The sequence below is a fragment of the Nocardia heshunensis genome (assembly GCF_054782115.1).
Genome location: NZ_BAAGTC010000020.1, coordinates 286,533 through 313,324, shown reverse-complemented (window position 1 = coordinate 313,324; position 26,792 = coordinate 286,533). Strand labels below are relative to the sequence as shown.

Sequence of the window (26,792 nt, the reverse complement as noted above, 5' to 3'; positions counted from 1 at the left end):
CCCACCCCCGAACAACCCGAGGTCTCAATGAACGCGACTCTCTCCCTGGCCAGCATCCTCGCCGAACCGGCGTGGCGGCGACCCGACCACCTCGCCCTCATCGAGGGTGAGCAACGCATCACCTTCCGCGACCTGTGGCGGCAGGCCCGCGAACAGGCCGGTGCGCTCATCGAACTCGGGGTCCGGCCGGGGGACCGGGTCGCGCTCATGGGACCCAATACCGCCGACTTCCCGCGCGCGTACTTCGCCATCCTCGCGGCGGGCGCGACGGTGGTGCCGGTGCACCTGCTGCTCACCGCCGACGAGGCCGAGTACGTGCTGCGCGACAGCGGTGCCAAGCTCATGATCTGCCATCCGATGGTGGCGGCCGTCGGCAACGAAGCGGCAGGCCGGGTCGGCATCGACTGCGTCAACCCGAAAGAGCTGACCGGAGAAGCGATTCCGGCATATGTGTCGCGCAGCCCGCTCGACACCGCTGTCGTGTTCTACACCAGCGGCACCACCGGTCGGCCCAAGGGCGCGGAGCTCAGCCACCTCAACATGGTCATGTGCGCCACCGTGAACGCCTTCGACGCCAACGAGGTCAAGCGTGAGGATATCGCCCTGGGCGCGCTGCCGCTGTTCCACGTGTTCGGGCAGACCGTCTCGATGAACTCGCACTGGCGACTCGGGGCAACCCTCGTCATGATGCCGAGATTCGATGCGGCGGAAGCACTTCGGCTCATGGTCGCCGAGAACGTCAACACCTTCCACGGCGTGCCGACCATGTATCACGGTCTGCTCGAAGCCGCCAAGGATGCGGAGCAACTCCCGGAACTGCGGCTGTGCATCAGCGGCGGCGCGGCCATGCCGCCGGTCATCATCGAAGAGTTCGAGAAGGTCTTCGGCTCCCACATCCTCGAGGGCTACGGCCTGTCCGAAACCTCGCCCACCGCAACGGTGAACCAGCCGCTGCTCGAACCCAAGATTGGTACCGTCGGGCACCCGGTGTGGGGTGTCGACGTCGAGATCGCCGATCCCGACGCGCGTGACCGCATCGAACTGCTGCCGACCGGCACGATCGGCGAGGTCGTGGTGCGCGGCCACAATGTGTTCAGCGGCTACACCGGTAACCCCGAGGCCACCGCGGAAGTCATGGTGGACGGCTGGTTCCGCACCGGCGACCTCGGCATCAAGGACGAGCAGGGCTACCTGCGCATTGTCGACCGCATCAAGGAAATGATCATCCGCGGCGGCTTCAACGTGTACCCGACCGAGGTCGAGGCCGCGCTGCTGCGACACCCGAACATCGCGCAGGTCGCGATCATCGGCGTGCCCGACGACAACTACGGCGAGGAGATCCTCGCGGTGGTGGTGCCGTCCGGACCACTCACCGCCGAGGAAGTCGTCGACTACGCGAAAGAGCATGTGGCACGGTACAAATACCCGCGCCGCGTCGAGTTCGTCACCGAACTGCCGATGGGGCCCACCCACAAGATCCTCAAGCGAGAACTGAAGCAGCGCTACGCCTGAGCCGGAGGACATCATGATCGACTTCAGCGACTTCGAACAACTGCGCAAGGCCGTCGGCACCGAACTCGGTGTCAGCGACTGGATCACCGTCGACCAGCAGCGCATCAACACGTTCGCCGACGCCACCGACGACCACCAGTGGATCCACGTCGACGCCGAACGCGCCGCCACCGGACCCTACGGGCGCACCATCGCGCACGGCTTCCTCACCCTGTCGCTGACGGTGCCGATGACCGCGCAGGTCATGACCGTCAGCGCCGCCAGCATGGCAATCAACTACGGGCTCAACAAGGTTCGCTTCATCAACCCGGTGCCGGTGGACAGCCGCATCCGAGGCCGCTTCACCCTGGACGCGCTCACCGACATCCCCGGCGGCGTGCAGGCCGTGCGGACGGTGACCGTCGAGATCGAGGGCGTGGACAAGCCCGCCTGCGTCGCCGAGAGCATCGCCCGCTACCTGGCCTGACCCCGTCATTCCGGCGTGCGTTTGGCCGGAATCCACACCCGTGCGTTGGATTCCGGCCAAGAACACGCCGGAATGACGACGGCTACTTGCCCGGACCGAACGGCTCCGCCGCCAGCGGTGCCGCATCCGGAGTCATGGTGGCCACCACCGAGATTCCGGCCGCCTGGAAGTTGGTCAGCGCCCGGGCGATGTGATCGGCCGAGGTGATCAGGATCGCCGCGTGCGCGCCGATCGCGTCCATCAGCTGCGCCGAGAACGCCGCGTTCTGGACCGTCGAATTCGCCTTGGTCTCGGTGTGAATCCGCGCCCGATCGATGCCGTGGTCGACCAGCCAGTCCGCCATGGCATCCGCCTCGGTCACCCCGTTCTGCGGATTGCCGCCGGTCACGATGACCGGGGCTGCGGGCGACAGCAGCGCCGAAACGTACCCGGCATACAGGCGGGCCATGAGTTCCGGACGCATCTGGCCGTCCGGCTCGAGGCCGTAACCCAGCACCACGATCGCGGTGTCCGGGGTGAACAGCGCGGGCAGATTCACGCCGGGCAGATCGACGCCCGGGAAATTCAGCGTCGAGAAGCCCGCGACGGATTGCAGCACATCACTGGACAATCCGGCGAGCGGGTCGATCTGGGTGGGCAATTGCCCCGCGATCGGATCCGCGACCGGAGCCGAATCCGCCTCGGCCGGAAGGACATCCGGTGTGGGTGGGGCGTCGTCGGTCAAGGCCGGGACCGCGTCGGCCCAGGCCGGTGCGGCGCCGGTGGCCAGGGCGATGATCGTCGCTCCCGGTAGCAGCGCCTGCAGTGTCCTGGTACGGACGGTGCTGGTAATCGGTCGATGATGTCGGCCGGTGCTGCGCCGCCGCAGCTCCGGACGAACCCCCTGCCATTGACCGCTGGATGAGATCTTTCGATGTCTGCCTGCGTCGAGCATCGCAACCCCCTAGGTAGCCGGATAGTGACTACCGGTCGGTTCACAATCGTTCTGATTCATGATCGCGCCGGACTCACTCGCTCGGAGGCGATTTCGGGAAATCAAGATTCCCATTCCAGGGGCAGCCGATTCCGGTGACCGGCATCACACCGGAGGCGATGTCACACCCACGCGCCCCGCGTCGTCAACCCGACGAAGGCAACAGAGACCCACACAGAAAAGAGAGAGCAATGACCCGCTTCGCCATCTACGAGAACGAAGTCGCCGCCAAGTTCAACAAGCGCCTCGTCACCGCGGCCCGCGTCATCGACGACTCCACCCTCCCCAAGGCCACCCAGGAACTGGTGAAAATCCGCGCCTCCCAGATCAACTCCTGCGGCATGTGCCTGGATATGCACACCAAGGACGCCGCCCACGCCGGCGAAACCCCCGTCCGCCTGGCCATGGTCGCCGCGTGGAAGGAATCCACCGTCTTCACCGACGCCGAGCGCGCCGCCCTCGCCCTCACCGAGGAAGGCACCCGCCTCGCCGACGCCGCCCCCGGCATCACCGAAGACACCTGGGCTCAGGTCCGCAAGCACTACGACGACGACCAGATCGGCGCACTGATCTCCCTGATCGCGACCATCAACGCGTGGAACCGGCTGAATGTCATCTCCGGCATGCTCGGCGGCGAGTACGTCCCCGGCCAGTGGTAGTCACCCCTGGCGGTTAGCCGAGTGGCACAGTCTGGAGGCGGATTCGGACGAATCCCCTCCGGGATGTGCCACTCGGCTGGGCTAGGCGAAGGCGTCGAGATGGGCGACGCACCAGTCGGCGAAGGTACGCGGTGGGCGGGCGAGTATCTCGGCGACCGTGTCGGTACGTGCACCCATGGTGTCGGCTCGCAGCAGCGCGAAGCCCTCGACGATGGCTGCGGCCAAGCGCGGGGGAGCGCCGTTCGGGTACCGGGCCGCGACCGCCTCCTCCGGGGTGGCGGCCTCCCGAATCTTGATGTCGCGGTCCAGGATTCGCGACAGGATCGCCACTTGGTCGCCGATGGTCAGGGATTCCGGCCCGGTGAGGTGGTAGGACGCGCCGGTATGCCCGGGTTCGGTGAGGCAGCGGGCAGCCACCGCGGCGATATCGGCCGGGTCGATGGGGGCGAAGCGGCCGGGGCCGGAGGGGTCGAGGATGGGGTCGTCGGTGCGGATGCGGGGAGCCCACTCCAACGCGTTCGACATGTAGCCGCCCGGGCGGAGGATCGTGAACGGAATTCCAGTGGCGCGCACCAGGTTCTCGCGCTCGTGATGCCAGCTGCCCATGGCGGGCAAGGGGTCGACGAGAACATGGGCGGAGGAGATCAGGACGATGCGCTGCACTCCCGCTTGCTCTGCGGCGCGCAGGGCGGTGCGGGTGTGGTCCAGGCCGACGCCCGGGACCAGCAGGAACAGCGCGGTGACGCCCTGCATGGCACGGGTGACGGCGGCATCGTCGTCGAGGTCGCCGAGGATCGGTTCGGCGTGTGCGGGTAGGGATTTCGCCCGGTCGGGGTCGCGGACCAGGGCACGGAAATCGACGCCGTCGGCGTCCAGGATGCGGGTGAGTTCGCGGCCGATGTTCCCGGTCGCTCCGGTGAGCAGTAGCATGACTTCTCCAGATCGTTAGCCGTCTACTGAAAAAACGGTAGACGGCTAACGATCGACCGTCAATACCCGAACACACGGAGGTAGCGTGTCTTCCGAAGGCTCAGCCGATTTCCTCGACCTGCACGGCCGCACCTCGAAAGCCTTGCGCGCCTTGGCCGATCGCGACATGCGCCGACTCGGCCTGCACCTCGGCCAGAATCACGTGCTGGCCGTGCTGTGGGACCACGACGGCCGCACCCCGGGCGAAATGGCCGCGGCACTCAACGTCACCACCCCGACCGTCGTCAAGATGGCCACCCGCATGGCCGCCGCGGGCCTGCTCGAACGCCGCCGCGACGACCGCGACAACCGCCTGGTCCGCCTCTGGCTCACCGACCACGGCCGCGAACTCCGCGAACCCGTCGAGTCCGACCGCAAAGCCCTGTCGGACAAGGTCACCGCCGACCTCACCGCCGTGGAGCGCAAACACCTGATGTCGGCGCTGGCGAAGATCCACCATGCCGCCACCGAACTCCTCGGCGGCCCGTCGGACCACACGGACTCGATCCCGGACTGACGCCAGTAGAGTTGGGCGCATGATTACCGCGATTGTGCTGATCTCCGCCGAGCCGGATCGGATTCCCGAGACCGCGCAGGAACTCGCCGACATCAAGGGCGTGGCCGAGGTCTACTCGTGCGCGGGGGACGTGGACCTGATCGCCGTGGTGCGGGTGCGCGACCACGAGGAGATCGCGGATGTGGTCACCGGGCGGATCAACAAGACGCCGGGTGTGCTGCGTACCGCCACCCACATCGCGTTCAAGTCGTACTCGCGCGCCGACGTGGAGGCCGGGTTCTCGATCGGCGAATAGCCGTTGCGAAAGATCAGCTGGTCTGCACCGACGCGCCCAGGGCGGTTCCGGTGTGCCCCGGCTCGATGGTGTGCGTGACGCCGCCCTTGCAGCCGGGGAACAGATACACCCGGGCCCGCAACGCGGTTTCGTTGTCGACATTCAGGCGACGGGGGATGCTGCGGATGGTCACGCAGTCATCGGGCAGGCCGTAGTTGTGGCCGTCCACGTTCAGTGTGCCGTTCACCGCGGTCTCGGTGCGGGCCGAGTGCGCCTCGCTGACCGGGATCCCGATGCCCAGGAACACGACCACGAGGCCGGATAGCACTACCGCATATCGCATGACGAGACTGTAACGCCGCTGTGACCATCGCAGTCACAAAGACACAGGTGAGTGGCCCGAACTCTCAGGACACTCGGAGGAAATTCACTCGAGTAGACAGGAACAGGCAACCATGTTCGTGAAGGTGTGCGGGCTGACCACCGAGGAACAGATCGACTGGGCCGTCGAACTCGGCTACTCCGCCATCGGCGTGGTGGGCACGACCAAGAGCAAGCGCTACGTCGAGGCCGAGCGGGCCCGCGAGCTGGCCGCCTACGCGCGCGGGCGAATTCGCAGTTTCGTGGTGGCCTTCGACAAGAGCGAGGTCGCGGGCGTCATCGACGATTTCGACGTCATCCAGCTCTACAACTGGACCGCGCTGCCGAACCTGGCCTACTGCTCGGCCACCGCGCCCGAACCAGGGCAGGACTGCGAGTACTTCTTCTACGACGCCAGCACCGGATCCGGCGTCTTCGCCGCGTTCCCGGACTGGCTCGAGCAGGTCCCCGGACAGGTCGTGCTGGCCGGGGGATTGAACGCCGACAATGTCGTGGGCGTCATCGAGGCGCACCGGCCCTTCGGTGTCGACGTGTCCAGCTCGGTCGAAATCTCGCCCGGCGTCAAGAGTTTCGACGCCATGCGCGAGTTCATCCAGGCGACGAAGGGTTAGTTCGCGTCCAGCTTGTTGGAGACGGTGACCCAGCGGTCCAGCAGGTTGGACGCCGCACCGGAATCGACGGTCGCCGCCACCCGCTGCAACGCCACCCCGAGCTTGGTGTGCAGATCACCGTCGACGTCCTCGGGGCGCAGTTCGAAGGCCACCAGCGCTGCGGCCGAATTCAACAGCACCGCGTCGCGGACCGGGCCCGGGTCACCGGCGAACATATTGCGGGCGATCACCGCGTTCATCTCCGCGTCGCCGCCCCGCAGCGCGACCGGATCCACCCGCTCGATGCCGAGTTTCGTTGGGTCGATGGTGGTTTCGTGGCTGCGGCCACCCGCGACCACCCACACGTCGGTGGTGTCGGCGGTGGTGATCTCGTCCAGGCCGTCATTGCCGCGCACCACCAGCGCCGAGGCGCCGCGCTCTTTGAACACGCCCGCGATCACTCGCACCAGATCCGGGAACGCGCAGCCGATCAGACCGGACGACGGCTGCGCCGGATTGGTCAGCGGGCCCAGGATATTGAAGACCGTCGGAATGCCGATCTCGCCGCGCGCCTGACTGGCGTAGCGCAGCGACGGATGGAACACCGGCGCGAAGCAGAAACCGATCCCGGTCTGGCGCACGCATTCGGCCACCGACTCCGGGCCCAGCGCGATCTTCACGCCCAGCGCCTCGAGCACATCCGCGCCGCCGCTCTTGGAGGAAGCCGCCCGGTTGCCGTGCTTGATCACCGGAATCCCGCTGGCCGCCACCACGATCGAGGACATGGTGGAGATGTTCACGCTGCCGGACTTGTCGCCGCCGGTGCCGACGATATCCACCGCCGCACCCTCGTGCGGCACCCGCCGCGCGTGCGCGAGCATCCCGCCCGCCAGGCCGTTGAGCTCGGTCGGGGTCGGGCCCTTCATCTTGAGGGCCACGCCGAAGGCCGCGATCTGCGCGGAGGTGGCGTTGTCGGTGAAGATCTCGTTCATCGCCCACGCGGCCTCGTCCAGGGACAGGTCGTTGCCGTCGGTGAGGATGCCGAGAACTTCTCGCCAGCTGCGCGCGCTCATTGCCTTCTCTTCCCGTTGCCGGATATCCGGACACCAGTGTTGTTGGGGAAAGCCTAATCTGCGGGGCTAGTACTTATCGCCCGGACCGGACGCGGGCTGCAGGGCGTCCCAGCCCAGCACGTCGCCGTCGTGACGCTGGGCGATACCGGCCATCCGGGAGCGTTCCTGCGAGCAATGCAGCGCGTCGAGCACCTGAACCCGCTGCAAAACCAGCTTCGCGGGGTCCGAAGCGTCCACCAAGGCAGTGCCATAGCCGATCTGCGTGGCAATGATCTGCACCGCATTCACGCGGTCGGCGGGAACTCGGAGGTGGTGCCGGAGGACTACTGGTTGGTCGGGAGTCCAGTCCATCGCCTTGCCCAGGGCCGCTGAACAGGCTTCGGCGTCATCGAAACTCGACGCGACCACCACCAGATCCGGGCGTGTCGGATCCAGTTCCGTTGTCCCGCTCCGTCCGACCATCCGCCGCCACCACGATTTCGCGCTCATTTCGACCTCTCCACACGGCTCAGCTTCCTCTTACCTGCGCAATCTAGGCTCTGCCGTGACACGCCGAGAGCCCCCGCGAGACGCTCGCTCGCCCTGGGCTTTCCGACACGTACGACGAACTTTCGTACCCCGCTACGCCTGTCGTACTACGACAAGTCATACTTACCGGCGTGACGACCGCAGTAGGGACCCCAGGATCGGCCATTACCCAGCGAGTGCATTCGCTGAACCGGCCCAACATGGTCAGCGTCGGTACCATCATCTGGCTGTCGAGCGAGCTGATGTTCTTCGCGGGCCTGTTCGCCATGTACTTCGTTGCTCGCGCGCAGGCGCACGGCGTCTGGCCGCCGGAGCCGACCGAGCTGAACCTGAAGCTGGCCGTGCCCGTGACCACCGTCCTGGTGCTGTCCTCGTTCACCTGCCAGATGGGCGTCTTCGCCGCCGAGCGCGGTGACGTGTTCGGCCTGCGTCGCTGGTACGTGCTGACCTTCATCATGGGCGCCATCTTCGTCGGCGGTCAGGCCACCGAGTACCACGCGCTCGTCACCGAGGGCACCTCGATCTCCAGCTCTGTGTACGGCTCGGTCTTCTACATCACCACCGGCTTCCACGGTCTGCACGTCATCGGCGGTCTCATCGCCTTCATCTTCCTGCTGGTGCGCACCAAGCTCAGCAAGTTCACCCCGGCGCAGGCCACGGCGGCGATCGTCGTCTCGTACTACTGGCACTTCGTCGACATCGTCTGGATCGGCCTCTTCGCGACGATCTACTTCGTCCGCTAACACCGGACACGCGCCGAGGCCAGCCCGCGTCGGCACCCCAAAACTTGTACAAGTCGGTTCCGTCTACTCCAAAGGGACACAGATGAGTTCATCTCCCCCGTCAGCGCCAGATCCCGAGGGGATCGGCCAGGCCACCAAGGTCCGCAAGCAGCGCCGCATGCGTCGGAAGCTGGTTGGCGGTCTGGTTCTCCTGATGGGCCTCGTCGGAGCCGGCTTCGCGGCGTCCGCCCTGACCCCGACGGCTCAGGTCGCGACCGCGAAAGACGACCAGTCCGCGCTGATCCGCGAGGGCAAGCAGATCTACGACACCTCCTGCGTCACCTGCCACGGCGCCAACCTGCAGGGTGTGCAGGATCGCGGCCCCAGCCTGATCGGCGTCGGTGAGGCCGCGGTCTACTTCCAGGTCTCCACCGGCCGCATGCCGGCCGCCGGCAACGGCGCACAGATCCTGCGCAAGCCCGCCAAGTTCGACGCGCACCAGACCGACGCGCTCGGCGCGTACGTCCAGTCCCAGGGCGGCGGTCCGACCGTGCGCCGCGACGGCGACGGCTCGGTGTCGGAGGAATCCCTCATCGCGGATCGCGACCTCGGCCGCGGTGGCGAGCTGTTCCGGATGAACTGCGCGTCCTGCCACAACTTCACCGGCAAGGGCGGCGCGCTGTCCTCCGGCAAGTTCGCGCCCCCGCTGGAAGAGGCCAGTGAGCAGCAGATCTACCTGGCCATGCTCACCGGCCCGCAGAACATGCCCAAGTTCTCCGACCGGCAGCTGACGCCGGAAGAGAAGCAGGACATCGTCGCGTACATCAAGGACCGGATGGAGACCAAGTCCGAGGGTGGCTACGGCCTCGGCGGCTTCGGTCCCGCCACCGAGGGCCTGGCCATCTGGGTCGTCGGCATCGTGGTCCTGGTCGGTTCCGCGATGTGGATCGGTTCCCGGTCATGAGTGAACAGGAGCGAAACAGCATGGGGGACAACCCCACTGAGCCAACGGACGAGCAGCTCGACGCCATGTCGCGGGACGAGCTGGTCAAGCTCGGCACCGAGCTCGACGGCGTCGACGTCGCCTACCGCGCCCCGCGCTGGCCGGTCCCGGGCACCCGGGCCGAGAAGCGCGCCGAGCGCCGCGTGGCCCTGTGGTTCGCCATCGCCGGCATCTTCGGTGCCGCGCTGATCGGTGTCTACCTGTTCTGGCCCTGGGAGTACAAGGGCCGGCACCAGGACGGCAACGGCATGTACACGCTGACCACCCCGCTCTACGGCATCACGCTCGGCGTCGCCGTGCTGGCCGTGGGCATCGCGGTGGTGCTGATCCGCAAGCACTTCATCCCGGCCGAGATCTCCATCCAGGACCGCCACGACGGCGCGTCCTCGGAGGTCGACCGCCGCACCCTGGTCGCCCAGCTCTCCGATGCGGTCGACACCTCCACCCTGGGGCGCCGCAAGCTCATCACCCGCACCGCGGGCCTGGGCGTCGGCGTGCTCGGCGTGGGCGCGCTGCTGGTCTTCGTCGGCGGCATGATCAAGAACCCGTGGGCCAAGGGCGACAAGTCGCCGCTGTGGGTCTCCGGTTGGACCCCGGACTACCCGGGCGAGACCATCTACCTGCGTCGCGACACCGGCCGCCCCGAGGACATCGTCCTCGTCAAGCCGGAAGACCTCGACGCCGGTGCCATGGAAACCGTCTTCCCCTGGAAGGAATCCTGGCGCGGAGACGAGAAGGCGACCCTGGCGTCGCTGCGCGGAATCCGCAACGCGGTCATGCTGATCCGCCTGCGCACCCAGGATGCCGAGCACGCCATCAAGCGCAAGGGTCAGGAAAGCTTCAACTTCGGCGACTACTTCGCCTACTCGAAGATCTGCACCCACCTCGGTTGCCCGACTTCGCTGTTCGAGCAGCAGACCAACCGGATCCTGTGCCCCTGCCACCAGTCGCAGTTCTCCGCGACCGAATGGGGTAAGCCGGTCTTCGGTCCCGCCGCTCGCGCGCTGCCGCAGCTGCCCATCACCGTCAACGCCGATGGCTACCTGGTCGCCCAGCACGACTTCATCGAGCCCCTCGGCCCGGCCTACTGGGAGCGTCGTTCATGAGCCCTAGCAAAGCGGCCATCCAGGCCAACGAAGTGGACGAGCGCTACCACATGGCGAAGTTCGCCAAGCGCTCGATCAACAAGGTCTTCCCGACCCACTGGTCGTTCCTGCTCGGTGAGATCGCGTTGTACGCGTTCATCATCCTGCTGCTGTCGGGTATCTACCTGACGCTGTACTTCGACCCGTCCATGAGCGAGACCGTCTACCAGGGCGCCTACCAGCCCCTGCGCGGTGTCACCATGTCGCGGGCCTACGAGACCGCGCTCAACATCTCCTTCGAGGTGCGCGGCGGTCTGTTCGTGCGACAGGTGCACCACTGGGCGGCACTGCTTTTCGCGTCGTCGATCATCATCCACCTGTTCCGCATCTTCTTCACCGGCGCGTTCCGCAAGCCGCGTGAGGCCAACTGGGTGATCGGCTCGCTGCTGCTGATCCTGGCCATGTTCGAGGGCTTCTTCGGCTACTCGATCCCGGACGACCTGCTCTCCGGTACCGGTCTGCGCGCCGCCTTCGGTGGTATCACCATGGGTATCCCGGTCATCGGCACCTGGATGCACTGGCTGATCTTCGGCGGTGACTTCCCGGGCACCATCATCATTCCGCGCCTCTACATCGCGCATGTGCTGCTGCTGCCGGGCATCATCCTGGCCCTGATCGCCGCCCACGTGGCGCTGGTCTGGTACCAGAAGCACACCCAGTTCCCCGGACCGGGCCGCACCGAGAAGAACGTCGTCGGCGCCCGCATCATCCCGGTGTTCGCCGCCGACCAGGGCGCGTTCTTCGCCTTCACCCTCGGCGTCGTCGCGATCATGGGTGGCGTCTTCCAGATCAACCCGATCTGGAACCTGGGTCCCTACAACCCGTCTCAGGTCTCCGCGGGTTCGCAGCCGGACTTCTACATGATGTGGACCGACGGCATGGCTCGACTCATGCCGCCGTGGGAGCTGTACCTGGGCCGCTACACGGTCCCGGCACCGTTCTGGGTCGCGCTCATCATGGGTGCCGTCTTCGGTGCGCTGGTCATGTACCCGTGGATCGAGAAGCGCCTCACCGGCGACACCGCTCGCCACAACCTGCTGCAGCGTCCGCGCGACGTGCCGGTCCGCACCGCCATCGGTGCCATGGCCATCGCGTTCTACATGGTGCTGACGCTGGCGTGTGTCAACGACATCCTGTCGCTGAAGTTCGACATCTCGCTGAACGCCACCACCTGGTTCTTCCGCATCGCGCTGCTGCTGGCCCCGCCGCTGGCGTACTTCGTCGCCTACCGGTTCTGCATCGGTCTGCAGCGGTCCGACCGTGCGGTGCTCGAGCACGGCGTGGAAACCGGTGTCATCAAGCGGCTTCCGCACGGTGAGTACATCGAGGTCCACCAGCCGCTGGGCCCGGTCGACTCGCACGGCCACCCGGTCCCGCTCGAGTACCAGGGTGCTCCGGTGCCCAAGAAGATGGTCAAGCTCGGCTCCGCCGGCAAGCCCGGCACCGGCTCCTTCCTGCGCGCCGACCCGGCGTCCGAGCAGGAGCTCAACGTGGCCAACGCCCACGAAGAGGAGCACAACATGCTCCACGCGTTGGAGTCGGCCCAGAACGCGGCCATCTCCGACAAGCACGATCACTGATCGTCGGTACCACCCGAAGGCCCCGAGTCGAATTCGACTCGGGGCCTTCCCCGTTCCGTGCCCGAGACATCCCCTCCGCGCCGCGGGCTGCCCGGATCGGGTAATTCGACGGTACGGCGGCGGGTGGGTGCTCGACGACGGTGATCCGCCGGACAGTCAGAGAAGCGGCAGGTGAGGGGGTCTGCGCGAGAATTCCGGTCCGGACGGGTGACGGGGGTGCAGATCTTTGTTAGCTTCCGAACATGGGTGTCCAGGCTGATCGGCCGCCGGGGGTGCGGCCCGCGGTGGCCACCCGGTACGCGGTGGAGACCGGTCGGGCGCAGGGGATTTCGGTCGCCGAGTGTCTGGGCGGGACCGGGTTGCGGGCGAACGAGCTCGAGCAGCCCGGGGCGGTGGTGCGGGCGGGACAGGAACTGCGGGTGATCCGAAACCTGATCGCCCATGGCGGTGCGGAGGGGGACGGCCGCGCTGCGGGCGGGCCGGGCGGCACGTATCGGGGTGGCGCGCGGGAGCTGGGGGAGGCGACCGGGCGGCGGTACACGCTGACAAGCGCCGGCATCGTGGGATACGCCATGGTGACGAGTCCGACTGTGCGGGACGCCATCCGGCTGCTGCCACGGTACTTCGCGGTGACCTCGGTGCGGTTCGAACCGGTGTTCACGGAGACGGGGGATGGGCTGGTGGTGGCGCTCGGGGACGGCGAGATCGGGAGCTCGGTGCGCGACTTCCTGCTGGCCCGTGATCTGACCGCGGCGCGCGAAGTGGTTTCGGCGCTGGTGTCGCCGCTCGCGCTGGCCGCCCAACCCGAATCCGAGTCCGTCGGTGGCGGATTCACCGTGCCGCACGAGGTGCTCGACCGGCCCGCGCAGGCACCGGACGCGCACACCGGGTTGCTCTGCGTGCAGCAGTGCGAACTGGCGCTGGACCGGCGGCAGCGGCACACCGGCACCGCGGCCCAGGTCCGCCGAATCCTGCTGCACCGACCCGCCGTTCCGCCCGCACCCGCCGAGGTGGCGCAGGAACTCGGCGTCTCCGAGCGGGGCCTGCACAACCGGCTCGCCGCCCAGCACCTCAGCTTTCGCGGTCTCGCCGACCAGATCCGGCAACTACTGGCCGCCGAACTCCTGGATCAGGGCCTGTCCGCGGAGACGGTCGCCCGGATGACGGGTGCCACCACCCGGACCACCCTCGCCCCCGGCTACTCGCGCCGACCCGGCCGATCTGCGGGAGGCACCCACGACATCCCGCGCTAGCGCGGCAACGACTAGCTCTGCGGCGCGGCCGGATTCGGCTTGGTCCACACCAGCGAGTAGCGCCACAGCACGTGGCGTCGGTAGCGGACGCCTGGGAGAACCTCGGCGGCCGTCTGCTGCACCTCGGCGTAGGTCTGCGGCGGCGGCCAAACCACCGGCGACGGATGCGCCCACTGCGCACGGAAGAGCCGGTCCTTGAAGCTGGTGAGCAGGGCCGCGGCCTCCCAGGGCAGATCCGCGGGAGAACTGTTGCGAGCCATGCCGATCAGCGCCAGGGTGCCGCCCGGACGCAGCAACTCCCGCATCCGAACCAAAGCCTTCTCCGCATCCATGTGATGGATGGCCGCGATCGACACGATCCCGTCGAACGCCTCCGGCTCGAACGGATACGCGAGGAAATCCGCCTGCACATACGTGATCTCGTCCGGCGCGGACTGCTCCCGCGCCAACTCGATACTCTTCGGATCCGGATCGATCCCGGTAACAGCGGCCCCCTCCCGCCGAATCCGCCTGGCCAACATCCCTTCCCCGCACCCCACATCCAACACATCCCGCGCCCCGGCCACCGCCTCCCCCAGCAGCCGGTGATATTCGATGTTGTGGTTCCACCGCTCGGAATCAGGCACATCCATCCCGTCATTCTGCCCGCGCCCGCACTTCGACACCCCGCCCTTCAGAACTTCGCACCCCTGGACGGCACGAATCCGCCTCGCGACGAGGCACTTTCGGCACTCGATCCCGGTTGGGCCCGCCGGAAGGTGGCCGACGCGGCCAAGGGCGATGCGGCTAGGTGTGGTGGCAGGGCGAGCTAGGTGTCGTTGGGTGTGCGGGCGGCTTCGGCGCGGGCGAGCCAGTCGAGCCAGGCGCCTGCGCCGCGGTGGGGTTCGGCGTAGCCGTCGGTGGTGCGGACTATGCGGGTGCCGGGTTGTTCGAGCCAGCGGACGAGGAGGCCCGCCTCCTCCGGGAGGGCGCCGCGGAGTGGGGGATAGGACGGGGTGGTGTCGGGCGGTGAGAGGTTGGGTGGGATGACGGTTTCGGCGGAGGCGGCGAGGCGGTCGACGACCGGCATGGGGGAGATGCCGCGGACGGCGGTGCCGGCGGCGGCGAGGCGGGCGTGGCGGATGATCGCGAACTCCCAGCCACCGGCGCCGTCGGGGTGGGCAGCTATCAGTTCGGGGATGGCGGCCAGGGCGGCGAGGCGTTGGGTGCGGCGCAGCGCGCGGACCACTGCCACGGTGCGATCCCGCAGGCGGGCTGCGGCCTCGAAATGTTCTGCGGTGGAGAGGGTTTCGAGTTTGGCGGCGATGGTGTGCAGCAGCGCGTCGTCGAGCCCGGTGAACAGGTCGCGGACCAGGGCCGGAGCTCGTTCGTATTCCTTTATATATAGGGGGCTGTTTTCGGCGCCCGCGGGGCAACCGCCGACCACGGCGGGCGGGCAATCGTGGCGGCCGGTGCGCGGGATGCGGTTCGTACACGTGCGCAAGCCCGCCTGCTCAGCGAGGGTGGCGGCGATCTCCTGGGCGTCGGAGCGGGAGCCGAACGGGCCCAGCGCGTCCCGGGTCGGCGTGCGGGAGACGGCGAAGCGGGGGAAGGGCTCGTCGGTCAGCGTCAGCCACCACGCGCGCTGCGGGAACTTCGAGCGCCGGTTGTAGGGCGGGGTGTGGGCGAGCAGCAGCCGCAGCTCCCGCACCCCGGCCTCCAGACCGTGCGAACACTCCACGTGATCGACCCGGGTTGCCAGCTGCACCATCTCGCGCATGCGCGGCCGGGTGTCGGACCCGGTGAAGTAGTTGCGGACGCGGCGGCGCAGATTCACCGCCGTCCCTATATAGAGGACTTCGTCCGACGGCCCGCGGAACAGGTACACGCCCGGCGTCGCCGGAAGGTCCGCGGCCATCCCACGTTTGGCGCGCTGCCGCCGCGTCACCTCCGGCAGATAGTCCAGCAGCTCGGTGAGACTCTGCACCCCTTGATTGCCGACCCGGGCGATGAGCGCGTGCAGCACGTCCACGGTCGCCTTGGCGTCATCGAGCGCCCGGTGGGTGGGTCGCGTCTCGGCCCCCAGCAGCTGCGCGAGATACCAGAGCTTGGCCGAGGGCGCCTCGTCCTTCGGCAGCACGCGCCGCGCCAGCTGCACGGTGCACAGCGTTTGGAAAGCGGGCCACGGCAATTCGCACCGCGCCGCCGCGGCCTTCAGGAACCCCACATCGAAGCGGGCATTGTGGGCGACCAGCACCGCACCCCGCGCGAACTCCAGGAATCCGGGCAGCACCTGCTCGATGCGCGGGGCGTCCACCACCATGGCGGTGGTGATCCCGGTGATCTGCACGATCTGCGGCGGGATCGCGCACCCGGGATTGACGAGGGTCGCGAACTCGCCGAGCACCTCGCCGCCGCGCACCTTCACCGCGCCGATCTCGGTGATGGAGTCCCCGTCCGGACTGGTGCCGGTGGTCTCGAGGTCGACCACGACGAACGTGGTGTCGTAGAGCGGGGTTTCGAGCTCGTCGAAGGCCAGCTGGGCCGCTGGATCCGATCGCGAAGACACGGACGGCAAGCCTAGGCGTGGGGTCCGACAAGCCGCGCCGGTCGGGGGCCGGTTCGGTCGCCTCGCGGTCCGGCGTGGGTGTGGGGGTGAGGTGCGTGACCCGCTGCCACGTGCGGCCGTGATCTTGCTGAGATTGGACCGGGAAATGTCTGAATTTCCGGTCGAGTGCGGCCGAGATACTCGAGGTGCAATCCCCGAATTGCGGAAATATGCGAGATTGTGGCCGAGGTCACATTAATGCGGATTGTGGATCAATTTTGATGAAGGGGCCGGTTGGTCCGGTTCGCCGCCCGCCGCGTGCTGCCCTGCTGCCCCGCTGTCGGGCGTGTCGCTCGAGCGTGTCGCAGACTCCCAGGTCGGAGCCCATGGCTCTGACCTTGTGTTATTCGGAATCCGTCCAGGTCGCGGGGGCCTTCGGTGGCCGCTTCCTACTCGCCGGTAGCCATTGGGACGCTCTCGCAAAAACGGCCGCTGTTATCGTTTCGTGATTGCTGTGACGTTAGTCGCACCGAAATAGGACCGCGTAACAATTTCGAGTCACGGACCGACCGGCTCGGCTTTACAAAGCACCGTTATGTCCTCGTAATCTTCCTGAGACCTCGCGGAGTCCGACGTACCACCGGGTACGGCGTCGCGGGGCAGATTGGAAGTACCTCACCATGGCGACCACCTCCTCCCAGCGACAGGCCCGGGGCATCAAGCGCACCGCGCGCCGTGCCGCAGCGGCCGGAGCCGTCGGCGCTGCCACGCTGAGTGCGCTGCTGCTGCCCGCGACCCCCGCGATGGCCCAGCCGGTCAACACTCCGGTCGGTGTCTTCGATGTGCCGGATTCGATCCAGCTTCCGGCCATTCCGGGCGTGCCCGCGTCCATCCCGGTGAACATCCCCGAGATCCCGGGCATCGTCACCCCGCAGGGCCCCGGCCCGGCCGCCCCGGCCCCGCAGAACAGCGTGCACCAGGCTGCGGTCGACGCCGCCATGAGCCGCCTGGGTGACCCGTACGTCTACGGCGCCTCCGGCCCGAACGCCTTCGACTGCTCCGGTCTGGTGCAGTGGTCCTACGCACAGGCCGGAATCAGCCTGCCGCGCACCAGCTATGAGCAGGCGAACGCCGGCGCGCCGGTGTCCTACGACGATCTGCAGCCGGGCGACGTGGTGTCGTTCTACGGCGGCAGCCACTCCGGCATCTACATCGGTGACGGCAATGTGGTGCACGCGTCCACCTCCGGTCAGCCGGTGAAGGTCGCCTCGATCGCCTCGATGCCGTTCGCGGGCGCGGTCCGAATCTAGAACCTCCCGCCCTGCTCGAGGGCTGATTTCGAAACGGCGTCCGTAATGGTTCCGTGGCCTGCTGGACACAACCGGTCGCCGTTTCGTAATCTTATCGAGACCTTCTTGACCAGCTCGGGGTAAGAGAACGGGACGACACCAACGGTGGCAGCGCAACAGCGACCTCATCGAACACACAGTCATCATGCGAAACGACTGGTGGGTGGAGCCCTCACGGTAGGCGCGCTCATGGTCGGCACCTACGGCACCCTGGGTCTCGGACCCGCGATGGCCGACCCGGTCTCCGCACCGACAACTGCTGGGGAAGCAGTGCAGCGGCTGATCGACCTGTCGCGGCAATCCGAACAGCTCAATCAGCAGGCGCTCAATGCGCAGGCCGACCTGGACGCCAAGGTCGCCACGCAGACCACCGCGGAGAAGAAGGCCGCCGACGCCACCGCCACGCTCGACGCGGCCAAGGCCGAGATCAGCCGCTACCAACCGGTCGTCGACCGCGCGGCCACCTCCGCCCTGCTCGGCAGCCGCACCAACCGGCTCACCTCGCTACTGGTGAGCAATTCACCGCAGCAGCTGCTCGACCAGATGTCCATCGTGGATCTGGTGGGCGCGCGCACCAGCGAGCAGCTGAGCCAGTACCAGAAGGCCACCGATGCGGCCGCCGCCGCGCAGAACATCGCGACCACCGCCGCCGACGCCGCTCGCGCCGCCAGCACCGCCGCCGACGCGATCCGCACCGACCTGGAATCCAAACGCGCTGCGCTGCAAGGCTCCATGGCCGGTGTCATCGCCGCCTGGGGTCAGCTCTCCGCCGGTGACAAGTCTGCCCTCGCGGGCTCCATGTTCCCGCCCGGCTTCGATCGCGACACCCTGCTCAGGGGCCTGGTCCCCGGCTCCGGCACCAGTGCCTTGGCCGCCGGACTCACCCGCGTCGGCGATCCCTATGTCTGGGGCGCGACCGGTCCCGACCAGTTCGACTGCTCCGGCCTCGTGCAGTGGGCGTTCCATCAGGTCGGCAAGAACGTGCCGCGCACCAGCCAGCAGCAATCCGACTTCGGCACGCCCGTCGCCGAGAAGGATCTGCAGCCCGGCGATATCGTCTTCTTCTATTCCGACATCTCACACGTGGGCATCTACGCCGGCAACGGATTGATGCTGCACGCTTCGACATTCGGCGTTCCCGTGCAGGTCGCGCCGATGGGCTCCACCCCGTTCCATTCGGCGCGCCGGTTCTGACCAGCAGTAACCGCGCATGAGCATGAGGTGGCGATGAGCGCTTTGCGGCGAGTGCGCGGCTGGCTGTCGGCGCGCCGGCGATTCCAGTTCGTGCTCACCCTGGTCATGGTCACCGGCCTGACCGCCGCGTGCGGTGCGCTGCTCATGCTGCCGAACTCGGTGCTGCCGACGCTGCGAGCGGTGGTGCCGAGCCCGGACTCCGGCGGGCTCACCGCCTCGGATCCGCAGGTGCCGGTGGTGAAGCGGACGATGGAGTATTACGGCAAGCCGGTCGCGGAGACGGTGGCCACCGGATCCGATCGGGTCGGAGTGGTGCTCGGGCATGCCGGGCAGCGCGCCGACATCGACACGCTGGCCAACGAACTCGCGGCGGCCACCAACGCCGTGACCTCGTTGTGGGGGCCGCAGTGGAATCAGGCGCCCGTCGTCGTGGTGGCTTCCAGCCCAGCCGAATTCGCCGCCCTCACCCGTGCGGTCGGTGACGTGCCCGCCGAAGTGGCCGCCTCCACCGTCGTCGACCCGGTTCGCCCCGGGGCCGAATTGACCGGTCAGCGTGTGGTTTTCGGTCCGGAGGCCGGTCGCCGCCTGGGCGCGGACGGCCTGCGCTCGGTGCTGCGGCACGAGCTCACCCACATGGCCACCCGCAAGATCACCGTCGACGGCTCCCCATTGTGGATGCTCGAGGGCGCGGCCGAGTACACCGCGCACCGCGGCCTGCACGAGCCCGTCAGCCGGATCGCCCCCACCCTCACCACCCGCGCCCGCACCGGCGACCTCCCCGCGGACCTCCCCACCGACGCCCTGTTCGAACCGGCCAGCGGCCAGGCCTCCCTCGCCTACGAACAGGGTTGGTCGGTCTGCGCTTTCGTCGCCGACCACTACGGCGACCCGAAACTCGTGGACCTCTACCACGTGCTGGCCGCCGGCCCGAAGGACCGCGCCGCCCTCGACACCGCCTTCCGCGATACCCTCGCCACCGGCTACACCGACTTCGTCACCGCCTGGCGCGGCTGGATCTCCACCCGCACCGCCGAAGGCGCATAGAACTCGACCCGCCGGGACTCGGGGTGCGAGGTTTCGGGGTGGGGGGAGTGGCGGGGCTCGGTGCAGTAGGTTTGTCGGCATGGGGCGAACGTTGCTGGTTACCAATGATTTCCCGCCGCGACCGGGTGGGATTCAGTCGTATCTGCATGCGCTCGCGTTAAGGCTGCCCGCCGACGAACTGGTGGTGTACGCGCCGCGGTGGCGGGGGGACAGTCACTGGAAGTTCGATGCCGAGCAGCCGTTTCAGGTGGTGCGGCATCCCACCACGCTGATGCTGCCGACGCCGCTGGTGGCGCGCCGGGCCAAGAAGCTGATGCGTGACGAGCACTGCGATCGGGTGTGGTTCGGGGCGGCCGCGCCGCTGGCGCTGATGTCGCCGGTGCTGCGGCGGGCGGGCGCGGAGCGGATCATCGCCTCCACGCACGGGCACGAGGTCGGCTGGTCGATGCTGCCCGGCGCGCGGCAGGCGCTGCGGGTGATCGGCGATCACACCGATGTCGTCACCTATGTCAGTAAATACACGCGGGGACGGTTCGCGGCCGCGTTCGGTGCCCAGTCGGCGCTCGAATATCTGCCGCCCGCAGTCGATTCCGAGATCTTCAAGCCGGATCCAGCCGCCCGTGCCGAGCTGCGCGCGCGGTATGGGCTGGGGGACCGGCCGACGATTCTGTGCCTGTCGCGGCTGGTGCCGCGCAAGGGACAGGACGCATTGATCGCGGCCATGCCCGAGATTCGCAAGCGCATCGACGGCGCGGTGCTGGTGATCGCGGGCGGCGGACCCTACGAGCAGAAACTCCGCGCCCTGGTCGCGGCCATGGGCGTGTCCGACGACGTGGTGTTCACCGGCCGGGTCCCGTCCAAGGAGCTCGCCGCGCACCACACGCTCGCCGACGTGTTCGCCATGCCGTGCCGCACCCGTGGTTTCGGTCTCGATGTCGAGGGCTTGGGCATCGTCTTCCTGGAAGCCTCGGCCACCGGAGTGCCGGTGGTGGCGGGCAATTCGGGTGGTGCCCCGGAAACCGTGCGCGAGGGCGAGACCGGCCGCGTCGTCAACGGCCGCTCCATCCAGTCGCTCACCGACGCCATCGTGGACATCCTCTCCGACCGCGACACAGCCGCGGCCATGGGCGCGGCCGGTCGCGCCTGGGTGCAGCAGCAGTGGCGCTGGGACCTGATGGGCGAGCGACTACAGGAACTGCTGGCCGGTACCCGGTCGGCGCGGGTCTGAGACGATTCCCGTCCTGCGCTAGGCTCAGCCGCGTGAGCAGTATCCAGGTTGCCGATCAGACCTTCGTCGCCGCGCCGGGTGAGGCCGTGGCCGAGGTGCTGGCCGATCGTGCCCGCTGGCGGAAGTGGTTCCCGGACCTGCAGTTGCAGGTGCGGGAAGACCGCGCCGACAAGGGAATTCGCTGGACCGTCAGCGGTGGCGCGGAAGGCACCATGGAGGTCTGGCTGGAGCCCATGCTGGACGGCGTCGTCATGCACTTCTTCATGCACGCCGAACCGCGCGGCGGCATCGCCGGTCTGTCCGGGCGTGACCTGCTGGCCGTCAACCGGACCCGCCGCGTCGCGGGCAAGGTCATGTCCTTCGAGATCAAGGCCCGGCTCGAGGCCGGACGCAAGGCCGGGGTCGCCCCCGCCGCCGCGCACTGACCGACTGCTCCCGCGCGCCCACACCTCTCCAATGGCTTGAAAGGAAGCGTTGCCGCCCATGGCCGATCGAACTCAGAGGTCGATCGTGATCGACGCCCCCTCGGATCGAGTGATGGCGGTCATCGCCGACCTGGAGTCGTATCCGGAATGGGTCGCCGCGGCCCGCTCGGTCGAAGTGCTGGAGAAGCTCCCCGACGGCCGCGCCCGCACCGCCCGCTTCACCCTCGACGCCGGGGTCGTGAAGGACACCTACACGCTGTCCTACACGTGGCGGCCCGACGGCCGCGCGGTGAGCTGGAGCCTGGTCGCCGGTGACCTGCAGAAGGCGCAGGACGGCACCTACGAACTGATCGCCCTGCCCGACGGCACCACCCAGGTCGTCTACGAGCTGACCGTGGACCTCAACATCCCGATGATCGGCATGTTCAAACGCAAAGCGGAGAAGGTCATCACCGATACCGCCCTCAAGGAACTCAAGAAACGGGTCGAAGGCTGAGTCCCGGCGGTACCGACCGCTCGCCGCGCCCCGCCACCCGCGTCGAGTTGTTCATCGGCAAGGGGGGTGTCGGAAAGACCACGCTGGCGTGCGCGACCGCCCTCGCCTACGCCCGCACCGGCCAGCGCGTCCTGCTGGCCTCCCTCGACCAGGCCCACTCCCTCGGCGACGCCCTGGGTTTCCGTCTGCGCCACGGCGGCAGCACCAAACCCGCCGTCGCCAGCATCCCACTGCCCATGTTCCAGCCTGCGGAGCAGAATTACTCACCGCCTGGATTCGACAGCGTCGCAACAGAATTCGGTGGCCGCGAGCCGGGATTCGGCGGTGTCGAGCATGGACGTGCGACCGCCTGGCAGGCGCAGTCCGTGCCGCGGGGCGATGTGCTCGCTGCCGCCGCGACACTCGATGTGATCGAAGTGGATTCGCTTGCGCTGCTGGAGGATCGGTTCCGGCAGGTGCTGATCATGGCGTCCGGGGCCGGGCATGAGCACGGATTCGACCTGGGGGCATTGGATCCCGCCGAGCTGACCGGGCTGCCCGGGGTGCAGGAACTGTTGGCGCTGTTGGAGATCACGCAGTTCGCCAAGGACGCCCGCTGGGATGTGATCGTGGTGGACTGCCCGCCGTCGGCGGACATGCTGCGCATCGTCACCGCGCCCGACACGGTCCTCGGTTACCTGGAACGGGTCTGGCCCGCGCACTCCCGGACCATGGAGGCGATCGGCACCGACTTCCGTAAGGCCGTGCTGGCGGTGACCATCGAGCAGATCGTGCAGTCGGTCACCGCGGCTCGGGATCTGCTCGTGGATCGGAGCCGCACCGGCGCGCGCCTGGTCACCGCCGCCGAACAGGTGGCGGTCGCGGAGTCGGCGCGGGTGCGTTCGGCGGCCGCGCTGCTGGGTATCCGATTGGATGCCGTGCTGGTGAACAAGGTGCTGCCGGAATTGCCGGACGCCGATCCGGTCGCACCCCCGCATCCGGCGGTGCAGTGGTACTTCAACCGTCGCGGTGAGCAACTCGACGTGGTGACCGAGCTGGGCAAGCGGCTGCGGGATGTTCCGGTGCAGGTCGTGGGGCATGCCGGGGCCGAACCGGTGGGCCTGAGCTCACTGTGCGCTTTGTCCTATGCGGTGGACGCGAGTGGTAACTGGGTGGGATGGCGTCCGATCCCTATGCTTGGCACAGATGCGGACGGTGTGCTGCCCGTCCCCGCCGAGCCGATGGTGCGGCTCGAGTCGGGGGCCGGCGTGCACTCGGTGTTCGCGATGCGCATGCATCTGCCGATCGTCGATCCGTCGACGCTGCGGCTGGGACGAGTGGAGGACGATTTGATCGTGGGAGCGGACGGGGTCCGGCGGCGAATGCGGCTGGCCCCGGTATTGCGGCGGTGTACGGTCGAGGCCGCCGAGCTCGACGGCGACCAGTTGGTCATCCGCTTCCGGCCCGACCCCCAGGTCTGGCCGAAATGACCACCACCCACCCGCGTCCCGGGCACCCCGACGAGAACCTCGGCGAATTCGCCGAGGAACTGCGGCTGCTCGCCGAGGCCGTGCTCGAACGCGTCGAACCGGTGCTGCGCCGCACTGCCTCCGACGGGCGCACCGAATGGAACAGCTGCAGCTGGTGTCCGGTGTGCGCGGCCGCGGCCATCGTGCGCGGCGAACACCATGATGTGGTGGCCGCCATCGCCGAACACGGCACCGCCATCGTCACCGTGCTGCGCGAGGCGCTCGCGGGGGTGCCGGTGGAGCCGGTGATCCCGCCCGAACTGGATCCGGATTCCCCGGAATATCACGCTTGGCATCAGTACGCGCATGCCGCAAACGCTTCCGAGACAACGGATCTGCCGTTCGCCGACGCGGACGAATCCGTGCCGTCGGGCCACGCGCCCGGCCCCGCCGCGAGTCTCGCCGCCGTGTTCACTCGCTTCCTGGCCGGTGCGCAGGGCCGCGCCGCCGCGCGAAACCAGCACGGTGACAATGATTCCGGTGCTCCCGCCGAGGACTCGGAAGACCCCCTGGGGCACGGTCCGGGCGCCGCGCGTCGACCCGCCGCCGCGCAGTCCGACTCGGACCCCGCTGCCGACTCGCGGCCATTCGGGCCGCCGATCGCGTCACCCACCGACGATCCCTCCGGCCGCGCGGCGGGTGCACCCGCCGCCGGTTCTTCCGATGCGCAGGCCACCGGTCCGGCGTCGGGTCGCGCATCGCGGCCGGGAGGTGGTCGGCGCGCCAAGTACGTGCCCATCGACGTGACCATCAAGGCATGAGGGGCGGTGAGGATGTGCCGTTGACCGTAGGAATCGATGTGGGCGGCACGAATATTCGGGCGTCCGTGGTGGACGGGTCGGGCGAGGTGCTCGACACCGTGACCGCCCCGACCCCGCATTCCGCGCGGGCGCTCGAGGACGGTCTGGCCCGCACGGTGCGGGAGTTGTGTGGCCGGCACACCATCAGTGCGGTGGGTCTCGCGGTGGCGGGCTTCGTGGACGAGGACCGCGCCACCGTGCGTTTCGCCCCGCATCTGCCGTGGGAGGACGCCCCGGTCGCGCAGCGGCTCACCGACCGCCTCGGCCTCCCGGTGATCCTCGAGCACGACGCCAATGCGGCGCTGTGGGCGGAATACCGCTTCGGCGCGGCGGCGGGCGGCCGCAATGTCGTGCTGGTCGCCATCGGCACCGGCATCGGCGCGGCACTACTCATCAATGGGCAGCTGTATCGCGGAAGTTTCGGTGTCGCACCGGAACTCGGTCACCTCCAGGTGGTGCCCAACGGGCGCGCCTGCGCCTGCGGCAAGCGCGGCTGCTGGGAAAGGTATTGCAGCGGAACCGCTCTGGTGGACACCGCCATCGAACTGCTGGCCACGGACCCGCAGCGTTCCACCGTGCTGGCCCGCGAATCCGGCCGCGACCCGGGTTCCCTGACCGGCCGCCGGGTGGCGGGCGCGGCGCAGGACGGCGATCCGGTCGCCCTCGAGGTGATGGCCGACTTCGCGCGCTGGCTGGGTCTGGGCCTGGCCTTCGTCAGCGACCTGTTCGACCCGGATCTGATCGTGGTCGCCGGCGGCGTCAGCACCTCGGCCCCGCTGTTCCTCGACGATGCCCGCGAGCACTACGCCGCCTCCATTACCGGTGCCCGCCACCGCCGTCTGGCCCGCATCCGCGTCGCCCAGCTCGGCGAGGCGGCAGGCATGATCGGCGCCGCCGAACTGGCCCGCGCCGTGCTGCCCGCCGGACAGAACGGCATCTCGGCGGCCTCGGCCCACCGCTGACCGGCCGGTTCGCTACTGCCCGGTAATTCCACGGTTCGGGACGAAAGTCCCGACATCGGAGAATCCGCTCACCACCGGTTGGTTACCGAATGGACTCGGCGGTAGGGTAGGCAAGCGAGTGTGGTGGTGCCCGCAATGAGGCCGGTCCCGGGTATCGAAAACAGGGGAAAGGACGCAATGTTCTACTGGCTGCTGAAGTTCGTCTTGGTGGGGCCGCTGATGCACCTGCTCAACCGGCCGCAGGTCGAGGGTGTCGAGAACATTCCTCCGAAGGGCGCGGCCATCCTGGCCGGCAACCATCTGTCGTTCACCGACTGGCTGTTCACCCCGCTGATGAGCCCCCGCCGGATCACCTATCTGGCCAAGGCCGAATACTTCACCACTCCGGGTCTCAAGGGCCGGCTGCAGAAGTTCTTCTTCTCCGGCACCGGCCAGTACCCGATCGACCGGTCCGGTGCGGACGCGGCCGAATCCGCTCTCAACACCGCGCGCACCCTGCTCGGTGAGGGCCGCCTGGTCGGGCTCTACCCGGAAGGCACGCGTTCCCCGGACGGCCGCCTCTACAAGGGCAAGACCGGTGTGGCACGCCTCGCCCTGGAGACCGGAGTACCGGTGATCCCGGTAGCCCTGATCGGCACCGACGAGGTGTGCCCGCCCGGACCGTTCCGCTGGCGCGCCCGCAAGGTCACCGTGAAATTCGGTGCGCCGATCGACTTCTCGCGCTACGAGGGCATGGGCGGCAACCGCTTCGTCGAGCGCGCCGTCACCGACGAGATCATGTACGAGCTCATGCAGATGGGCGATCAGGAGTACGTGGACGTGTACGCCGCGAGCCTGAAGAAGGGCGTCCCCTCGGGCAGCCGCCCCGACGCGGACCGCGTCCCCCAGACGATGGCCGGCTGAGCCTGCCACAGGTGCAAAGGTAAGGCCCCGGGAGACATTGTCTCCCGGGGCCTTTCGTATGAAAGGTGCCGACTGATTTCGCAACGGTCGGGGTAACTCACCGGGTACGGCCAAGATTCGTTCGGCACCTGACCGCCGGCACGGGTGCGAGACTGTCGACGGCTCTCAGCTGCCCGCTAAAGTCGCGGGGAGGCGGAGGAGATCCGGCGGTGCGCCTCGATGGCCTCGAACTTCGCCAGATTGTGCCGGGCGTCCGCGAGCGCGTCGTGCGCGTCCTTCGGGATGGGCGGCAGCGGCGGCCGACCGTGCTGGTCCCAGTGCTGGCGCAGCTCGTTGGTGTAGCGCGGCAGCGCGTTGGGCAGGTCGACCATGGACCCCCACAGCTGGCACAGCGCGACATGGTCGTAAGCCCCGACCCAGGCCCACAGTTCGGGCTCGACGCTGGGCCGCGGCACCAGGAACTTGTAGAGGTCCTCGCGGATGCGTTCGCGGGAGCGCCATAGCGGCGAGGACGGCGGCGGTAGCTTCGGCAGGACGTTGCGCCGCACGAACGGCCCCGCCCGCTCGGGATCGAATTCGGTGGAGACCGCGTAGAACTCGCGTCCGTCCTCGCACACCACCGCCAGCGAGACGAGGTCGATGGTTGTCCCGTCCTCGATGAATTCCGAATCGTAAAAGTACCGCAGTGAGATGGGTCTCTCCTGACCTCGA

29 protein-coding genes are annotated in these 26,792 nt (G+C 68.2%); 21 read left to right on the top strand and 8 right to left on the bottom strand.

What is annotated here, in order from left to right:
* Nucleotides 1–27: 27 nt before the first annotated feature.
* A complete protein-coding gene (locus ACYVN4_RS37665) occupies nucleotides 28–1,512 on the top strand; it encodes a long-chain-fatty-acid--CoA ligase (protein ID WP_460727695.1) in 1,485 nt (494 codons plus the stop codon).
* Between the two features lie 13 nt (nucleotides 1,513–1,525).
* Nucleotides 1,526–1,978 carry a MaoC family dehydratase gene (locus ACYVN4_RS37660; protein WP_460727693.1) on the top strand — a complete coding sequence of 151 codons (453 nt, stop codon included), beginning with the start codon at nucleotides 1,526–1,528 and terminating at the stop codon, nucleotides 1,976–1,978.
* 82 nt (nucleotides 1,979–2,060) lie between these two features.
* On the opposite strand, the gene ACYVN4_RS37655 is transcribed toward ACYVN4_RS37660, so the two are convergent.
* Nucleotides 2,061–2,912, bottom strand: a complete 852-nt coding sequence (locus tag ACYVN4_RS37655; protein ID WP_460727691.1) for a YdcF family protein — start codon at nucleotides 2,910–2,912, stop codon at nucleotides 2,061–2,063.
* A 230-nt stretch (nucleotides 2,913–3,142) separates the two neighbouring features.
* Here ACYVN4_RS37655 and ACYVN4_RS37650 point away from each other — a divergent pair, with 230 nt between their 5' ends.
* A complete protein-coding gene (locus ACYVN4_RS37650; RefSeq protein WP_460727689.1) occupies nucleotides 3,143–3,610 on the top strand; it encodes a carboxymuconolactone decarboxylase family protein in 468 nt (155 codons plus the stop codon).
* A gap of 81 nt (nucleotides 3,611–3,691) precedes the next feature.
* On the opposite strand, the gene ACYVN4_RS37645 is transcribed toward ACYVN4_RS37650, so the two are convergent.
* Nucleotides 3,692–4,540: an NAD(P)H-binding protein gene (locus ACYVN4_RS37645; protein ID WP_460727688.1), complete on the bottom strand. Its 849-nt coding sequence runs from the start codon at nucleotides 4,538–4,540 to the stop codon at nucleotides 3,692–3,694.
* Nucleotides 4,541–4,625: 85 nt separating this feature from the next.
* Here ACYVN4_RS37645 and ACYVN4_RS37640 point away from each other — a divergent pair, with 85 nt between their 5' ends.
* Both ACYVN4_RS37640 and ACYVN4_RS37635 read left to right on the top strand, forming a co-directional pair.
* Nucleotides 4,626–5,096 (top strand): MarR family winged helix-turn-helix transcriptional regulator, encoded by a 471-nt coding sequence (locus ACYVN4_RS37640; protein ID WP_460727687.1) that lies wholly within the window; start codon nucleotides 4,626–4,628, stop codon nucleotides 5,094–5,096.
* A gap of 19 nt (nucleotides 5,097–5,115) precedes the next feature.
* Complete coding sequence (locus ACYVN4_RS37635; protein ID WP_040856541.1) at nucleotides 5,116–5,391, top strand: Lrp/AsnC family transcriptional regulator; 276 nt, start codon at nucleotides 5,116–5,118, stop codon at nucleotides 5,389–5,391.
* Between the two features lie 13 nt (nucleotides 5,392–5,404).
* Here ACYVN4_RS37635 and ACYVN4_RS37630 read toward each other — a convergent pair whose 3' ends face one another.
* The gene (locus ACYVN4_RS37630; protein WP_460727685.1) at nucleotides 5,405–5,713 is read right to left on the bottom strand and encodes a hypothetical protein; all 309 of its coding nucleotides are present in this window, start codon (nucleotides 5,711–5,713) and stop codon (nucleotides 5,405–5,407) included.
* A gap of 112 nt (nucleotides 5,714–5,825) precedes the next feature.
* Here ACYVN4_RS37630 and ACYVN4_RS37625 point away from each other — a divergent pair, with 112 nt between their 5' ends.
* Complete coding sequence (locus ACYVN4_RS37625) at nucleotides 5,826–6,362, top strand: phosphoribosylanthranilate isomerase (RefSeq protein ID WP_460727683.1); 537 nt, start codon at nucleotides 5,826–5,828, stop codon at nucleotides 6,360–6,362.
* On the opposite strand, the gene trpD is transcribed toward ACYVN4_RS37625, so the two are convergent.
* Nucleotides 6,359–7,414, bottom strand: a complete 1,056-nt coding sequence (gene trpD, locus ACYVN4_RS37620; RefSeq protein WP_460727681.1) for an anthranilate phosphoribosyltransferase — start codon at nucleotides 7,412–7,414, stop codon at nucleotides 6,359–6,361. The two genes, ACYVN4_RS37625 and trpD, sit on opposite strands and share 4 nt — an antisense overlap.
* Before the next feature lie 66 nt (nucleotides 7,415–7,480).
* Nucleotides 7,481–7,903, bottom strand: coding sequence for a hypothetical protein (locus ACYVN4_RS37615; RefSeq protein ID WP_460727679.1), 423 nt, complete (start codon nucleotides 7,901–7,903; stop codon nucleotides 7,481–7,483).
* Between the two features lie 170 nt (nucleotides 7,904–8,073).
* Between ACYVN4_RS37615 and ctaE the strand changes: the two genes are divergently transcribed.
* The 5 genes from ctaE (at nucleotide 8,074) to ACYVN4_RS37590 (ending at nucleotide 13,645) form a co-directional block, all read left to right on the top strand.
* Complete coding sequence (gene ctaE / locus ACYVN4_RS37610; RefSeq protein WP_379364187.1) at nucleotides 8,074–8,685, top strand: aa3-type cytochrome oxidase subunit III; 612 nt, start codon at nucleotides 8,074–8,076, stop codon at nucleotides 8,683–8,685.
* Between the two features lie 82 nt (nucleotides 8,686–8,767).
* Nucleotides 8,768–9,628 (top strand): cytochrome bc1 complex diheme cytochrome c subunit, encoded by an 861-nt coding sequence (gene qcrC, locus ACYVN4_RS37605; RefSeq protein WP_460727677.1) that lies wholly within the window; start codon nucleotides 8,768–8,770, stop codon nucleotides 9,626–9,628.
* Nucleotides 9,625–10,773, top strand: coding sequence for a cytochrome bc1 complex Rieske iron-sulfur subunit (qcrA, locus tag ACYVN4_RS37600; protein WP_460727675.1), 1,149 nt, complete (start codon nucleotides 9,625–9,627; stop codon nucleotides 10,771–10,773). The genes qcrC and qcrA overlap by 4 nt, the downstream gene beginning before the upstream one ends.
* Nucleotides 10,770–12,392, top strand: coding sequence for a cytochrome bc1 complex cytochrome b subunit (qcrB, locus tag ACYVN4_RS37595; protein ID WP_460727673.1), 1,623 nt, complete (start codon nucleotides 10,770–10,772; stop codon nucleotides 12,390–12,392). Before qcrA ends, qcrB begins: the two co-directional genes overlap by 4 nt.
* 242 nt (nucleotides 12,393–12,634) lie before the next feature.
* Complete coding sequence (locus tag ACYVN4_RS37590) at nucleotides 12,635–13,645, top strand: AraC family transcriptional regulator ligand-binding domain-containing protein (protein WP_460727671.1); 1,011 nt, start codon at nucleotides 12,635–12,637, stop codon at nucleotides 13,643–13,645.
* 11 nt (nucleotides 13,646–13,656) lie between these two features.
* Here ACYVN4_RS37590 and ACYVN4_RS37585 read toward each other — a convergent pair whose 3' ends face one another.
* On the bottom strand, nucleotides 13,657–14,277 hold the full coding sequence (locus tag ACYVN4_RS37585; RefSeq protein WP_460727669.1) for a class I SAM-dependent methyltransferase: 621 nt from the start codon (nucleotides 14,275–14,277) through the stop codon (nucleotides 13,657–13,659).
* 176 nt (nucleotides 14,278–14,453) lie between these two features.
* The gene (locus tag ACYVN4_RS37580; RefSeq protein ID WP_460727667.1) at nucleotides 14,454–16,193 is read right to left on the bottom strand and encodes a DEDD exonuclease domain-containing protein; all 1,740 of its coding nucleotides are present in this window, start codon (nucleotides 16,191–16,193) and stop codon (nucleotides 14,454–14,456) included.
* A gap of 659 nt (nucleotides 16,194–16,852) precedes the next feature.
* On the opposite strand from ACYVN4_RS37580, the gene ACYVN4_RS37575 reads away from it, so the two are divergent.
* The 10 genes from ACYVN4_RS37575 to ACYVN4_RS37530 all read left to right on the top strand — a co-directional run bounded on the left by ACYVN4_RS37575 (nucleotide 16,853) and on the right by ACYVN4_RS37530 (nucleotide 26,081).
* Nucleotides 16,853–17,482, top strand: coding sequence for a C40 family peptidase (locus ACYVN4_RS37575; RefSeq protein WP_460727665.1), 630 nt, complete (start codon nucleotides 16,853–16,855; stop codon nucleotides 17,480–17,482).
* A gap of 228 nt (nucleotides 17,483–17,710) precedes the next feature.
* Complete coding sequence (locus ACYVN4_RS37570) at nucleotides 17,711–18,715, top strand: NlpC/P60 family protein (RefSeq protein WP_460727944.1); 1,005 nt, start codon at nucleotides 17,711–17,713, stop codon at nucleotides 18,713–18,715.
* A 33-nt stretch (nucleotides 18,716–18,748) separates the two neighbouring features.
* Nucleotides 18,749–19,759: a peptidase MA family metallohydrolase gene (locus tag ACYVN4_RS37565; protein WP_460727663.1), complete on the top strand. Its 1,011-nt coding sequence runs from the start codon at nucleotides 18,749–18,751 to the stop codon at nucleotides 19,757–19,759.
* Nucleotides 19,760–19,838: 79 nt separating this feature from the next.
* Nucleotides 19,839–20,987 (top strand): glycosyltransferase family 4 protein, encoded by a 1,149-nt coding sequence (locus ACYVN4_RS37560; protein ID WP_379364209.1) that lies wholly within the window; start codon nucleotides 19,839–19,841, stop codon nucleotides 20,985–20,987.
* Between the two features lie 32 nt (nucleotides 20,988–21,019).
* The gene (locus ACYVN4_RS37555) at nucleotides 21,020–21,412 is read left to right on the top strand and encodes a polyketide cyclase / dehydrase and lipid transport (RefSeq protein WP_460727661.1); all 393 of its coding nucleotides are present in this window, start codon (nucleotides 21,020–21,022) and stop codon (nucleotides 21,410–21,412) included.
* A 58-nt stretch (nucleotides 21,413–21,470) separates the two neighbouring features.
* Nucleotides 21,471–21,908, top strand: a complete 438-nt coding sequence (locus ACYVN4_RS37550) for an SRPBCC family protein (RefSeq protein WP_379364213.1) — start codon at nucleotides 21,471–21,473, stop codon at nucleotides 21,906–21,908.
* A 47-nt stretch (nucleotides 21,909–21,955) separates the two neighbouring features.
* Entirely contained in the window at nucleotides 21,956–23,377 is a 1,422-nt protein-coding gene (locus ACYVN4_RS37545) for an ArsA family ATPase (RefSeq protein ID WP_460727659.1), read from the top strand.
* Nucleotides 23,374–24,177 (top strand): hypothetical protein, encoded by an 804-nt coding sequence (locus tag ACYVN4_RS37540; protein WP_460727657.1) that lies wholly within the window; start codon nucleotides 23,374–23,376, stop codon nucleotides 24,175–24,177. The genes ACYVN4_RS37545 and ACYVN4_RS37540 overlap by 4 nt, the downstream gene beginning before the upstream one ends.
* On the top strand, nucleotides 24,174–25,178 hold the full coding sequence (locus ACYVN4_RS37535) for an ROK family glucokinase (RefSeq protein ID WP_460727655.1): 1,005 nt from the start codon (nucleotides 24,174–24,176) through the stop codon (nucleotides 25,176–25,178). The genes ACYVN4_RS37540 and ACYVN4_RS37535 overlap by 4 nt, the downstream gene beginning before the upstream one ends.
* Nucleotides 25,179–25,355: 177 nt before the next feature.
* On the top strand, nucleotides 25,356–26,081 hold the full coding sequence (locus ACYVN4_RS37530) for a lysophospholipid acyltransferase family protein (RefSeq protein WP_379364219.1): 726 nt from the start codon (nucleotides 25,356–25,358) through the stop codon (nucleotides 26,079–26,081).
* 176 nt (nucleotides 26,082–26,257) lie between these two features.
* Here the strand turns inward: ACYVN4_RS37530 and ACYVN4_RS37525 are convergent, their stop codons facing one another.
* Nucleotides 26,258–26,767, bottom strand: a complete 510-nt coding sequence (locus ACYVN4_RS37525; RefSeq protein ID WP_460727942.1) for a polyadenylate-specific 3'-exoribonuclease AS — start codon at nucleotides 26,765–26,767, stop codon at nucleotides 26,258–26,260.
* Nucleotides 26,768–26,792: the final 25 nt, after the last annotated feature.

Coding starts and splice junctions, on each gene's coding strand:
- ACYVN4_RS37665 (WP_460727695.1), top strand. CDS start 28: ATGAACGCGACTCTCTCCCTGGCCAGCATCCTCGCCGAACCGGCGTGG.
- ACYVN4_RS37660 (WP_460727693.1), top strand. CDS start 1,526: ATGATCGACTTCAGCGACTTCGAACAACTGCGCAAGGCCGTCGGCACC.
- ACYVN4_RS37655 (WP_460727691.1), bottom strand. CDS start 2,912: ATGCTCGACGCAGGCAGACATCGAAAGATCTCATCCAGCGGTCAATGG.
- ACYVN4_RS37650 (WP_460727689.1), top strand. CDS start 3,143: ATGACCCGCTTCGCCATCTACGAGAACGAAGTCGCCGCCAAGTTCAAC.
- ACYVN4_RS37645 (WP_460727688.1), bottom strand. CDS start 4,540: ATGCTACTGCTCACCGGAGCGACCGGGAACATCGGCCGCGAACTCACC.
- ACYVN4_RS37635 (WP_040856541.1), top strand. CDS start 5,116: ATGATTACCGCGATTGTGCTGATCTCCGCCGAGCCGGATCGGATTCCC.
- ACYVN4_RS37630 (WP_460727685.1), bottom strand. CDS start 5,713: ATGCGATATGCGGTAGTGCTATCCGGCCTCGTGGTCGTGTTCCTGGGC.
- ACYVN4_RS37625 (WP_460727683.1), top strand. CDS start 5,826: ATGTTCGTGAAGGTGTGCGGGCTGACCACCGAGGAACAGATCGACTGG.
- trpD (WP_460727681.1), bottom strand. CDS start 7,414: ATGAGCGCGCGCAGCTGGCGAGAAGTTCTCGGCATCCTCACCGACGGC.
- ACYVN4_RS37615 (WP_460727679.1), bottom strand. CDS start 7,903: ATGAGCGCGAAATCGTGGTGGCGGCGGATGGTCGGACGGAGCGGGACA.
- qcrC (WP_460727677.1), top strand. CDS start 8,768: ATGAGTTCATCTCCCCCGTCAGCGCCAGATCCCGAGGGGATCGGCCAG.
- qcrA (WP_460727675.1), top strand. CDS start 9,625: ATGAGTGAACAGGAGCGAAACAGCATGGGGGACAACCCCACTGAGCCA.
- qcrB (WP_460727673.1), top strand. CDS start 10,770: ATGAGCCCTAGCAAAGCGGCCATCCAGGCCAACGAAGTGGACGAGCGC.
- ACYVN4_RS37590 (WP_460727671.1), top strand. CDS start 12,635: ATGGGTGTCCAGGCTGATCGGCCGCCGGGGGTGCGGCCCGCGGTGGCC.
- ACYVN4_RS37585 (WP_460727669.1), bottom strand. CDS start 14,277: ATGGATGTGCCTGATTCCGAGCGGTGGAACCACAACATCGAATATCAC.
- ACYVN4_RS37575 (WP_460727665.1), top strand. CDS start 16,853: ATGGCGACCACCTCCTCCCAGCGACAGGCCCGGGGCATCAAGCGCACC.
- ACYVN4_RS37570 (WP_460727944.1), top strand. CDS start 17,711: ATGGTCGGCACCTACGGCACCCTGGGTCTCGGACCCGCGATGGCCGAC.
- ACYVN4_RS37565 (WP_460727663.1), top strand. CDS start 18,749: ATGAGCGCTTTGCGGCGAGTGCGCGGCTGGCTGTCGGCGCGCCGGCGA.
- ACYVN4_RS37560 (WP_379364209.1), top strand. CDS start 19,839: ATGGGGCGAACGTTGCTGGTTACCAATGATTTCCCGCCGCGACCGGGT.
- ACYVN4_RS37550 (WP_379364213.1), top strand. CDS start 21,471: ATGGCCGATCGAACTCAGAGGTCGATCGTGATCGACGCCCCCTCGGAT.
- ACYVN4_RS37540 (WP_460727657.1), top strand. CDS start 23,374: ATGACCACCACCCACCCGCGTCCCGGGCACCCCGACGAGAACCTCGGC.
- ACYVN4_RS37535 (WP_460727655.1), top strand. CDS start 24,174: ATGAGGGGCGGTGAGGATGTGCCGTTGACCGTAGGAATCGATGTGGGC.
- ACYVN4_RS37530 (WP_379364219.1), top strand. CDS start 25,356: ATGTTCTACTGGCTGCTGAAGTTCGTCTTGGTGGGGCCGCTGATGCAC.